Here is a 12,024-nt window from a genome sequence, read left to right as displayed (position 1 = left end):
CTCTTCAGGCGCATATCACTGCGGGTTGGCACGGATGCTGGAAAGCAACGATTTCAGGTTGGCAGCCTTGGGCTTGACCAGCCAGAAACGACGCAGGTAATCATCGAGGTTCTCGGCGAGGTTACGACCCCATTCGCTGCCGGTTTCCTCGACGTACTCGTCCAGCACGTGCTGCAAGTGGTTCCGGTAGGACTCCATGGCCTCGCCGCTGATCCGCTGGATCTCGACCAACTCGTGGTTGACCTTGTCGACGAAGGTGTTGTCCTGGTCCAGCACGTAGGCGAAACCGCCAGTCATGCCCGAACCGAAGTTGTAACCGGTCTTGCCCAAGACGCAGACGAAACCACCGGTCATGTACTCGCAGCAGTGATCGCCAGTGCCTTCGACCACGGTGTGGGCACCGGAGTTACGCACGGCGAAACGCTCGCCGGCCGTACCGGCAGCGAACAGCTTGCCACCGGTAGCGCCGTACAAGCAGGTGTTGCCGATGATGGCACTGTCCTGGGTCTTGTAGATGCTACCCGCTGGCGGAACGATCACCAGCTTGCCGCCGGTCATGCCCTTGCCCACGTAGTCGTTGGCGTCGCCTTGGAGGTACATGTGCAGGCCGCCGGCGTTCCACACGCCAAAGCTCTGGCCCGCAGTGCCCTTGAAGCGGAAAGTGATCGGCGCCTTGGCCATGCCCTGGTTGCCGTGTTTGCGGGCGATTTCGCCGGAGATCCGCGCGCCGATGGAACGGTCGCAGTTGCAGATATCCAGGGCGAACTCGCCACCGCTGGCGTCATTGATCGAGGAGCCGGCCATGTCGACCATTTTCTCGGCCAACAGGCCTTTGTCGAACGGCGGGTTGCGATCCACCTGGCAGAATTGTGGCTTGTCTGCCGGGATGTGATCGCTGCCCAACAGCGGCGTCAGGTCCAGGTGCTGTTGCTTGGCGGTCTGGCCTTCGAGGATGTCCAGCAGATCGGTACGCCCGATCAGCTCTTCCAGGGAGCGCACGCCGAGCTTGGCCAGCCATTCACGGGTTTCTTCGGCGACGTAGGTGAAGAAGTTCACCACCATGTCGACGGTGCCGATGTAGTGATCCTTGCGCAGCTTCTCGTTCTGCGTGGCCACGCCGGTCGCGCAGTTGTTCAGGTGGCAGATGCGCAGGTATTTGCAGCCCAGGGCGATCATCGGTGCGGTACCGAAGCCAAAGCTTTCGGCGCCGAGGATCGCGGCCTTGATCACGTCGAGGCCGGTTTTCAGGCCTCCGTCGGTCTGCACCCGGACCTTGCCGCGCAGGTCGTTGCCGCGCAGGGTCTGGTGAGTCTCGGCCAGGCCCAGCTCCCACGGTGCACCGGCGTACTTGATCGAGGTCAGCGGCGAAGCGCCGGTGCCGCCGTCATAGCCGGAGATGGTGATCAGGTCGGCATAGGCCTTGGCCACGCCAGCGGCGATGGTGCCGACGCCGGCTTCCGCGACCAGTTTCACCGAGACCAGGGCCTGCGGGTTGACTTGCTTGAGGTCGAAAATCAGCTGCGACAAGTCTTCAATCGAGTAGATGTCGTGGTGCGGCGGCGGCGAAATCAGGGTCACGCCCGGCACTGCATAACGCAGCTTGGCGATCAGACCGTTGACCTTGCCGCCTGGCAGTTGGCCGCCCTCACCGGGCTTGGCGCCCTGGGCGACTTTGATCTGCAGCACTTCGGCGTTGACCAGGTATTCCGGGGTTACGCCGAAACGGCCAGTGGCGACCTGCTTGATTTTCGAACTCTTGATGGTGCCGTAGCGCGCCGGGTCTTCGCCACCTTCGCCGGAGTTGGAACGCGCACCCAGGCGGTTCATGGCTTCGGCCAGGGCTTCGTGGGCCTCGGGAGACAAGGCGCCCAGGGAGATACCGGCAGAGTCGAAACGCTTGAGGATCGACTCCAGTGGTTCGATTTCGCTGATAGCCAACGGCGTGTCCAGGGTTTTCACCTGGAACAGGTCGCGGATCATCGACACCGGGCGGTTATCCACCAGCGCGGTGTATTCCTTGAACTTGGCGTAGTCGCCCTGCTGCACAGCGGCTTGCAGGGTGCTGACCACGTCCGGGTTGTAGGCGTGGTATTCGCCACCGTGCACGAACTTGAGCAGGCCACCTTGCTGGATCGGCTTGCGCGCGCTCCAGGCCTCCAAGGCCAGGGCTTTCTGCTCGGCTTCGATATCGACGAAACGCGCGCCCTTGATGCGGCTTGGCACGCCACGGAAACTCAGTTCGCAGACTTCTTCCGACAGGCCGATGGCCTCGAACAACTGCGCGCCACGGTAAGAGGTGACGGTGGAGATGCCCATCTTCGACAGGATCTTCAGCAAGCCCTTGGTGATGCCTTTACGGTAGTTCTTGAATACCTCGTAGAGGTCACCCAACACTTCACCGGTACGGATCAGGTCGCCCAGCACTTCGTACGCGAGGAACGGGTAAACGGCCGAGGCGCCAAAGCCGATCAGCACCGCAAAGTGGTGCGGGTCGCGGGCGGTGGCGGTTTCGACGAGGATGTTGGAGTCGCAACGCAGGCCTTTTTCGGTCAGGCGATGGTGCACCGCGCCGGTAGCCAGGGAAGCGTGGATCGGCAGCTTGCCTGGGGCGATATGGCGGTCGGTCAGCACGATCTGGGTACGACCGGCGCGCACGGCTTCTTCAGCCTGATCGGCGACGTTGCGCACAGCGGCTTCCAGGCCGAGGCTCTCGTCGTAGTTCAGGTCGATGATCTGCCGGTCGAAGCCTGGACGCTCCAGGGTCATCAGCGAACGCCACTTGGCCGGGGAAATCACCGGCGAGCTGAGGATCACGCGCGAAGCGTGCTCTGGCGATTCCTGGAAGATATTGCGCTCGGCACCGAGGCACACTTCCAGGGACATGACGATGGCTTCACGCAGCGGGTCGATCGGCGGGTTGGTGACCTGGGCGAACTGCTGGCGGAAATAGTCATACGGCGTGCGCACGCGCTGGGACAGCACGGCCATCGGCGTATCGTCGCCCATGGAGCCGACCGCCTCGTAGCCTTGCTCGCCGAGTGGGCGCAGCACCTGGTCGCGCTCCTCGAACGTGACCTGGTACATCTTCATGTACTGCTTGAGCTGGTCGACGTCATAGAACGCCGAACCGTGGTCGTTGTCTTCCATGGTCGCCTGGATGCGCAGGGCGTTCTTGCGCAGCCATTGCTTGTACGGGTGACGCGACTTCAAGCGGTTGTCGATGGCATCGGTGTCGAGGATCTGCCCGGTTTCGGTGTCCACGGCAAGGATCTGACCAGGGCCGACGCGGCCTTTGGCAATCACGTCTTCAGGCTGGTAGTTCCACACGCCAACTTCCGAAGCCAAGGTGATGAAGCCGTTGGTGGTGGTCACCCAACGCGCCGGGCGCAGGCCGTTACGGTCGAGCAGGCACACCGCGTAGCGACCATCGGTCATGACCACCCCGGCCGGGCCGTCCCACGGTTCCATGTGCATCGAGTTGTACTCATAGAACGCCCGCAGATCGGGGTCCATGGTCTCGACGTTCTGCCACGCAGGCGGAATGATCATGCGCACGCCACGGAACAGGTCGATGCCGCCGGTGACCATCAGTTCGAGCATGTTGTCCATGCTCGAGGAGTCGGAACCCACACGGTTGACCAGTGGGCCGAGCTCTTCGAGGTCCATCAGGTCGTTGGCGAACTTGGTGCGACGGGCCACGGCCCAGTTGCGGTTGCCGGTGATCGTGTTGATCTCGCCGTTGTGGGCGAGGAAGCGGAATGGCTGGGCCAGCGGCCATTTCGGCAGGGTATTGGTGGAGAAGCGCTGGTGGAACACGCAGATCGCGGTTTGCAGGCGCTCATCGCTCAGGTCCGGATAGAAGGCGGTCAAGTCCGCCGGCATCATCAGGCCTTTATAAATGATGGTCTTGTGGGAAAAGCTGCAGATGTAGTGATCGGTGTCCAGGGCGTTGGCCACGGACGAACGGCGACGCGAGGTGAACAGCTTGATCGCCATGTCCTGGTCGCTCAGGCCGTCGCCTGCGATAAACACTTGTTCGATCTGCGGCAGGCGCTCATGGGCCAGGCGGCCGAGCACGCTGGTGTCGATCGGCACTTTGCGCCAGCCAACGAGTTGCAGGCCGGCAGCGAGGATCTCGCGGTTCATGTTCTCGCGAGCGGCCTCGGCTTTGACCGGGTCCTGGTTGAAGAACACCATGCCCACCGCGTATTGCTTGGGCAAATCGGCGCCGAAGGTTTCCTTGGCGACAGCGCGCAGGAACAGGTCGGGCTTTTGAATCAGCAAGCCACAACCGTCACCGGTTTTGCCGTCGGCGTTGATCCCACCGCGGTGGGTCATGCAGGTCAGGGCCTCGATAGCCGTTTGCAGAAGGGTATGACTGGGTTCGCCCTGCATATGGGCTATCAGGCCGAAACCACAGTTATCCTTGAATTCGTCGGGTTGGTACAGACCTGCTTTCATAGACACTTTCTCACCAGGCTGCCTCTTATTTCGAGGCAAATTTCTTTTCAATTCAACCGGTTACCTTCCACGCCGAACGTACGCCGGCTTAGCGGGGGCAAAAGGGAGGTCATTGTACACACCGACACAGACGCCCACAAATTTGGCGACGAACTGTCGCAAATCTATGTCGCATTTATGAAAGGTTTAAAGCGATATGCTGTGCTAGTCAAAACTTTTTTAATTCTGACTGCTACTACTCAAAAGCCACTGTGGCGCAGACACCACAAAGCGCGCGGCCTTCAGGGCTGCACGCTGTTGTAGTTTTTTTGAGGTGCTGGGAGGGCGACCTGGGTAAGGTCGCCGGTTCTTCAGCGAGTTGTTGCGAGTTCTTGTTGAACGCTGGCAACAGTGCGAGGCCAAGGTTTACCAGCCTGGACCTTCGCTGGCAAGGCTTTGATAGCGGAATCGGCAGCCGCACGGCTCGGGAAACTGCCGTAGGTGATCACGTAGAGAGGCTTGCCGTTGAGCACTTTCTTGAAGTAACGGTACTCGCCGCCGTGCTCTTTGACGAACGCCTGGGCGTTGCCTTCGGAGCTGGTGCCGAGGATCTGCACCACATAGTTCTTGGCCGGTTGGCTGCCGTACCAGCCGCTGCCGGCAGCAGCCTTGGCCACGGTCACCGGTTTTTCAGCAGGCTTGGCGGCTGGCGCGGGCTTGGCCACCGGGGCTGGCGTCGGCTTGACCACTGGCGCCGGGGCTGGCTTGGCGGTGGCAACCTGGGTCGGCGCAGGCGTTGGCTTGGCCGCCGGCACAGGTGCCGGGCTGGCTGTTTCACCAGGTGGCGGAGCTACGGTGGTAACGGTCGGCGGCGTGGCGCTGGAGCCTTCTACCGGCACACCGTCGTCGCCTTCGGAGATGGCGCCGGCCTCTTCTGCCAACGGGCCACGCATGACCGGCTGGCCAACCATCGGCAGGTTGGTAGGCTGGCCGGAACCGGCAAACTCAACGGCAGGTGCGCCATTGGTGGTGGGCTTGCCCAGTGGCAGTTGTGCCTGCTCGGTAGGCGCGCCTGGTGCGGTCGGTGCCTTGCTGCGGCCAGGAATCAACCAGGCGGCGGCTACGGCAACCACGACAACGGCAGAAATCGCCAGTACGTGTTTCTTCGGCATGGTGAACCCCATCTTTGGACGCTTAACCGCAGAGCGGCTGGCAATCATGGCTTCGATCATTGCATCGCGGGCAACCTGGTTGATGGTGCCAGGCCAGCCGTCGGAGCTTTCGTGAATATCAGAGATCTGCTGGGCAGAGAAAAGTTCGATGCCCTGGCCGGCACCTTCAAGGCGCTGGGCCAGGTACTCGCGGGTTTCTTCTTCTTCGTAGGGCTGCAATTCGATGACGTGAAACAGCTCTTGCTCGCCACTGAGCTGCTCCAGATCGGCAATCAGCGACGCCTCACCGAACAGGAAGACATGGGGACGACCTTCCGGCGTACCCGCCGCCAGGGCCAGCAACGCTTCCAGAGCGGACTCGTCGAGCTGCTCGGCATCGTCCACCAGCAGGTAGACTTCCTGGCCGGTCAGGCCCAACTGCACCACTTGCTTGAGAATGGCGGTGGGCTCGGCATTCGCCACGTCCAGCGCCTGGGCAACCTGGCGCAACACGCCTGCCGCATCGCCGGCACCACGGGCGGAAACCACCACGCTCTGCACCGATTGCTTGTTAGTGCTGGCCACCAGGGCCTGGCGCAGCAAAGTCTTGCCGCTGCCCAGAGGGCCAGTGACCACCAGCAGCAACTGGCTGTAGCGCGCCAGGTGATGCAACTGCCCCAGCACCGGCTTGCGCTGCGCAGGGAAAAACTTGAAACCGGGAACCCGTGGCGCAAAAGGGTCGTGGCTCAACTGGTAATGGCCGAGGAAAGCCTCGTCGGCATGCAAACTAGTCATCGGGATCTGGTTAACCTTTCAGCTGGGCCAGGGCGCGGTAATCCGCTCCCAGCGTGGCCTGTAGAATCTCTTTCGGATAATCGTCGGTCACTACCGCTTCGCCCATTCGGCGCAACAGCACCAGACGCAAACGACCATCGATCACTTTTTTGTCTATCGCCATATGTTCAAGGAAATCAGCCTCGGTCATCTCCTCAGGGGGGATGACCGGCAACCCGGCGCGCTGGAACAGGCGGATACCGCGATCACGCTCTTGGACACTGATCCAGCCCAGGCGTTGCGACATCTCCAACGCCATCACTGTGCCAGCCGCTACGGCCTCTCCATGCAACCAGACACCATAGCCCATGTGAGTTTCAATCGCATGGCCGAAGGTGTGGCCCAGGTTCAAGGTGGCACGCACACCAGACTCACGTTCGTCGGCATTGACCACCAGCGCCTTGGCCGCGCAGGAGCGGGAGATAGCTTCGGTCAGCGCCACCTGATCCAGGTTGCGCAAGGCATCGACGTGCTCTTCAAGCCAGGTCAGGAACGGCTCGTCGCAGATCAACCCGTACTTGATGACTTCCGCCAGGCCCGCCGACAGCTCGCGGGGCGGCAAGGTGTTGAGGGTAGCGGTGTCGATCAACACAGCATTGGGCTGGTAGAACGCGCCAACCATGTTTTTGCCCAGGGGATGGTTGATCCCGGTCTTGCCGCCCACCGACGAATCGACCTGGGACAGCAGGGTGGTCGGCACCTGGATAAAGTCCACACCACGCTGGTAACAGGCCGCCGCAAAACCGGCCATGTCGCCGATCACGCCGCCACCAAGGGCCACTACCGTGGTCCGCCGGTCGTGGCGCGCGGTGAGCAGGCCGTCAAAAATCAGCTGCAGGGTTTCCCAGTTCTTGAAGGCTTCGCCGTCGGGAAGAATCACCGAGATCACCGAATACGCCGCAAGGCTGCGACTCAGGCGCTCAAGGTAGAGCGGCGCCACGGTCTCGTTGGAGATGATCGCCACTTGTCGCCCGGCAATGTGCGGCGCGAGCAACTCGGGCTGGTCCAACAAACCCTCGCCAATATGGATCGGGTAGCTACGCTCGCCAAGATCGACCTTAAGTGTCTGCATGTGTCCCCGCGCTGAAGATGGAAGCAGGCATCCTGCCCTGTATTAACGTTGTCGGCACCGTCGAGATCGGACGCTGCCTGATGGCTCTACGCCACACCTCGGACGGCTGTAACGCGCTGCCGAGGATAGCGCATTTCGGCCCTGGCCTTAACGGGGCGGCAGTTGCTGCAGGCGCTCGAGAATGTCGATTACGACCATGCGCGGTGGCCGTTCATCGGTTTCCACCACCAGATCGGCGATTTCCCGATAAAGCGGATCGCGCAGCGCCAGCAAGTCCCGCAGGGTTTTCTCGGGGTTGGCGGTGCGCAGTAATGGCCGGTTGCGGTCACGTGCGGTGCGCCCGACCTGCTGCTCGACCGACGCATGCAAATAGATCACCCGACCGCCAGCATGCAGCGCGCGCCGCCGATTTTCCTCGCGCATCACGGCGCCGCCGCCGGTGGCCAATACCACGCCATCGCAGCCGCACAGCTCGGCAATCATTGCCTGCTCGCGATCACGAAAGCCCAGCTCGCCTTCCTTATCGAAGATCCACGGGATATTGGCGCCCGTGCGCAATTCAATTTCCTTATCGGAGTCTTTGAATGGCAGGCGCAGCTCTTTGGCCAGCAAACGGCCGATGGTGCTTTTTCCAGCCCCCATCGGCCCTACAAGAATCAAATTTCGCACAGAATCAACGACTCACAGCAATCGCCTGGTTATTCATAATACGCGGAGTCAGGAATACCAGCAGCTCGGATTTTCTTTGGGCAACCACATCACGCCGGAAAAGGCGGCCAAGATACGGCACATCGCCCAAAAATGGCACTTTATCTACCACCTTGCTTTGGTTTTTGGAGAAAACCCCACCGAGGACGATGGTCTCGCCGTCCCTGACCAGAACCTTGGCGTTGACCTCGTTCTTCTTGATCGGCGGCACATCGTTGAGTTTGTTCAGGTAGTCGGGCTCATCCTTGGTCACCCGAACCTCCATGATCACCTGGTCATCGGGGGTGATTTGCGGCGTCACCTCCAGGGACAGCGAGGCTTCCTTGAACGAGACCGAGGTCGCCCCCTCGGACGTGGCTTCCTGGTAAGGAATCTCGGTGCCCTTGAGAATCCGCGCAGTTTCCTTGTTGGAGGTGACCACCTTGGGCTGGGAGATCACTTCGCCATTGCCGCCTTTTTCCATGGCCGTGAGTTCCAGGTCCAGCAGCACGTTATCGGTGATAAAGGCGATGCCCAGGCCGGAGCTCGGGCTGACCACGCCCAGGTCAACGAACGGTGAGCTATCGGGCGACTCGCCCTCACCGGACGGTTTTTTATCGACCCCGCCCCCACTCCAATTACCTTTACTGCGCAGCAACCCGCCCCAGCGCACCCCCACGCTTTTGTCATAGTCGACATTGGCCTCGACTATCCGCGCCTCGATCATCACCTGGCGTACCGGCACATCCAACTGACTGACGATGCGCCGCAGCTCCTCCAGGCGCTCGCCCGTCTGGTAGGCGATGATGTTGTTGGTGCGGTCATCCACCGTCACCGAACCGCGCTCATCGGTCGCCCCCTCCAGCCCGGTCACCGACTGGAACAGCTTGGCCAGCTCAGACGCCTTGGCGTAATTGACTTGCAGCAGCTCCCGACGCAGTGGCGTCAGCTCGGTCATCAACTTGCGCGACTCCAGGGCCAGCAACTCCCGTGCGGCCAGTTCCTCGGCCGGGGCCACCAGCAGCACGTTGGCGGTCACCCGCCGGTCCAGGCCCTTGGCCTGCAACACCAGGTCCAGGGCCTGGTCCCACGGCACATCCTTGAGGCGCAGGGTTATCGAGCCTTGCACATCATCACCGGCCACCAGGTTGAGCCCGGCCACATCGGCAATCTGCTGCAAGACGGCGCGCACCTCAATGTCCTGAAAGTTGAGGGACAGCCTGTTGCCGGTAAATGGGCCACGCGCTGTGTTCAAGGGCGAACTACCGGGAGGAGGCAATTGAATCAGGTCGATTCGCTTGGGCACAGCCTCAGTCATCGGTGCTGTGAACGCTATCCATAGCGCCACACCGAAGGACGAAATAATCCTTTTCATTTTTTGCTTCCGTTATGAGTTCACGTTCAATACCAAAGTGCGCGGACGCTCAAGCCAGGCGCCCTCACCATCGGGGAAAAGCTCGACCAGCTCCAACTGCCCCTCATGGATCGCCACCACGCGCCCATGATCAGTCCCCAGGTAATCCCCCACCGCCAGGCGATGAACACCCGCCGCGCCGCGTAGCAGGGCAAACCTCTGCGCGCCCAGCGACAGGGTGCCGACCATCTGGAACTGATCCACGGCAAACCCTTCGAGAAACTGCCGGGGGCGGTCGAGGTTCGGCGCAGCTCCAGGCTTGCCGGTAGGACGACTGGCGGGCTGGTCCGGCGGCTGGAAGGGGTCACGCAGGGGTGGCGAGCTGGAGACAAACCGTGATCCCGGTCTCGCCACGGGCACCTCATCCGCAAGAGGCTGCGCTTGCTGGCGAATCGTTTGCAACTCGTCATTCAGTGCCTGCAACTGCGGGTCACTGTCGCATCCAGCAAGCAATACCAGGCCCAGGCCCACAACCTTGAAACGGCTCATGGCAATGCTCCCTGCTCGCTGTACCTGTAGGTCTTGGCGAGCATCGTCAGGCTCAACAAGGCCCCACCCTCGGAATCCGCAGGGCGAATGACAAAGTCATGCAGGGTAACGATCTGCGGCAACCCGGCCACGCCACTGACGAAGGCCAGGAGGTCGTGATAGGTGCCTAGCAGCTTGAGCTGCATCGGCCGCTCGACGAACACCGGCTGCACGTGTTCATCCAGCACACTGAGCTGCTCCACCAGTACCCCGCTGAGCTGCCCCAGCCGAGTGAAGTCGTCCAGCAGACCGGGCATTTGCCTCAGCGTCGGCATTTGGCGCAACTGTTCAGTGAAGGCGGTGCGCAGGGTTTCAAGCTCGCGCACCACGCTGTCATGCTGCGCGGCTTGCCGGGCTTTGGCAGCAAACTGCTGGCGCAGGCTTATCTCTCCCACCTCGTGACGCTGCAAGACCTCGCGCGCGCTGCTCAGGTAGACAGCATTCCCGACCATCAGCACCAGCAAGGCAAGCACCGCGCCCACCACAATCCGGCCAGCCAAAGGCCAGTGGGCGGTGTTGCGGTACAGCGTGGAGAGTTGCGGGAGTGCCAGCCCTGACAGGCTGGACCCAAGGCTCACCGCAGCGTCTCCTGATGCTCCCCATGGTCCACCATCAACTGGAAGGCGCTACTCGCACCGCCCTCCTCGGCCCGTACATGGCGCAGATTAGGCGCACGCAGGGTATTGGAGGCTTCCAGGCTACGCATCAGCCGGGTGACATCATCGCTGGACACCGCCGTACCAGTGACCTCCACCGATGTGCCACTGACGCTGACCTCGCTCAGTTGAACCCCATCTGGCATGGCGCGGGCCAACTGGTCGAGCAACTCCTGGCCCGATGTGCGATGGCCCTGGAGGTCTTCGACCACCTTCATCCGCTCCATCAGTTGCTGACGCTGCTCACGCAGTTCGTCGATGGTCTTGATACGCGAATCCAATACCGTGACTTGCTTGCTCAAGTGGTTGTTACGAGCCACCTGCCGATCAATCGCGCGGTCGATGACCCGGTCGGCCAGCCAGACGGCGACCAAGGCAATAGTGGTAATTGCCAACAGGAAAATCAGGAAAAATTTGCGACGGCGCTCAGCGCGTTCTTCACGCCAGGGTAAAAGGTTGATTCTTGTCATCAATCGAAACTCCTGAGGGCCAAACCGCAGGCGACCCGCAATCCCTGGGCATCGGCAGCCCATTGTGCACTATTGATCCCACTCCCCGGCGCTATCCGGGCGACCACCTGATCGGTCATCCGCGCCAGGGCAAACGCCTCTACATCCACCACTCGAGCAACCAGGCCGGCCATGGCCAACACCGCTTCGCGCGCTTCTACCTGCTCCTTGAGGCATGCCACAAGCAGCACATCAACATAACCGGGTTCACGACTCGATGGGCCCTGGACCTGAAAATCAATTGCAACCTCATCCAACGGATAAGGAATGTACTGGTCAGCTTCGCAGCGCAGGCGCTGCTCCATCTCGCCTGCTTCAAGCCCCGCCTCCAGCGCAACCACCCGGCTGATCACCGAAGGGCCCGCCACGGCAACCGCCGCATGGGCGACCTGGGTCTGCGCCCGGAACAATGCCTTGGAAAGGGTCTGCGCGACAACCTCCAGATCAACGATATTACTGTCGACTACCGCATGCCCCGGTAAAGCCTGGCTCGCATACGCGTGCACTGCATATCCATCGCCGGCGCGGGCCAGCTCCAGAACCTTCACGCCGCTGTCCTGGATGTCCACCCCCAGCACGGTATCGGCTTTTTGCCTGAAAAATCCCTTTCTCATAAAACTCCCTAAAGCTTTGCCTGTCTCAGGGCTGGTCAGTTCCGGGCTTGATGCATTCGGTCGGCTCGGTTGAGCGGCGCCCATGACGCCCCGAGGCGAAAAATGCTTTAATGCCCAGC

The 12,024-nt window shown here is 61.5% G+C and carries 9 protein-coding genes; all 9 read right to left on the bottom strand.

Annotated elements, in window-relative coordinates; genetic code table 11:
* Positions 1-15: 15 nt before the first annotated feature.
* The 9 genes from gltB to pilM all read right to left on the bottom strand — a co-directional run bounded on the left by gltB (position 16) and on the right by pilM (position 11,905).
* A complete protein-coding gene (gltB, locus tag PSH80_RS01850; RefSeq protein ID WP_120731332.1) occupies positions 16-4,461 on the bottom strand; it encodes a glutamate synthase large subunit in 4,446 nt (1,481 codons plus the stop codon).
* 350 nt (positions 4,462-4,811) lie between these two features.
* Positions 4,812-6,386, bottom strand: coding sequence for an SPOR domain-containing protein (locus tag PSH80_RS01845; RefSeq protein WP_057958083.1), 1,575 nt, complete (start codon positions 6,384-6,386; stop codon positions 4,812-4,814).
* Positions 6,387-6,396: 10 nt separating this feature from the next.
* Positions 6,397-7,497 carry a 3-dehydroquinate synthase gene (gene aroB / locus PSH80_RS01840; RefSeq protein WP_057958082.1) on the bottom strand — a complete coding sequence of 367 codons (1,101 nt, stop codon included), beginning with the start codon at positions 7,495-7,497 and terminating at the stop codon, positions 6,397-6,399.
* Between the two features lie 147 nt (positions 7,498-7,644).
* Positions 7,645-8,166, bottom strand: a complete 522-nt coding sequence (aroK, locus tag PSH80_RS01835) for a shikimate kinase AroK (protein WP_305418949.1) — start codon at positions 8,164-8,166, stop codon at positions 7,645-7,647.
* Positions 8,167-8,170: 4 nt separating this feature from the next.
* Positions 8,171-9,502, bottom strand: coding sequence for a type IV pilus secretin PilQ (locus tag PSH80_RS01830; RefSeq protein WP_057958081.1), 1,332 nt, complete (start codon positions 9,500-9,502; stop codon positions 8,171-8,173).
* A 69-nt stretch (positions 9,503-9,571) separates the two neighbouring features.
* Positions 9,572-10,087, bottom strand: coding sequence for a pilus assembly protein PilP (locus tag PSH80_RS01825; protein ID WP_305418947.1), 516 nt, complete (start codon positions 10,085-10,087; stop codon positions 9,572-9,574).
* Positions 10,084-10,704 (bottom strand): type 4a pilus biogenesis protein PilO, encoded by a 621-nt coding sequence (locus tag PSH80_RS01820; RefSeq protein WP_057958080.1) that lies wholly within the window; start codon positions 10,702-10,704, stop codon positions 10,084-10,086. Before PSH80_RS01820 ends, PSH80_RS01825 begins: the two co-directional genes overlap by 4 nt.
* Entirely contained in the window at positions 10,701-11,252 is a 552-nt protein-coding gene (locus PSH80_RS01815) for a PilN domain-containing protein (RefSeq protein ID WP_057958079.1), read from the bottom strand. Before PSH80_RS01815 ends, PSH80_RS01820 begins: the two co-directional genes overlap by 4 nt.
* Positions 11,252-11,905 carry a type IV pilus biogenesis protein PilM gene (gene pilM / locus PSH80_RS01810; protein ID WP_057958078.1) on the bottom strand — a complete coding sequence of 218 codons (654 nt, stop codon included), beginning with the start codon at positions 11,903-11,905 and terminating at the stop codon, positions 11,252-11,254. Before pilM ends, PSH80_RS01815 begins: the two co-directional genes overlap by 1 nt.
* Positions 11,906-12,024 lie beyond the last annotated feature (119 nt).

This window comes from Pseudomonas sp. FP818 (genome assembly GCF_030687335.1).
GTDB lineage: Bacteria > Pseudomonadota > Gammaproteobacteria > Pseudomonadales > Pseudomonadaceae > Aquipseudomonas > Aquipseudomonas shahriarae.
Note: the sequence above shows the minus strand (reverse complement) of the source record. Positions and strands in the feature narration are given on the sequence as shown.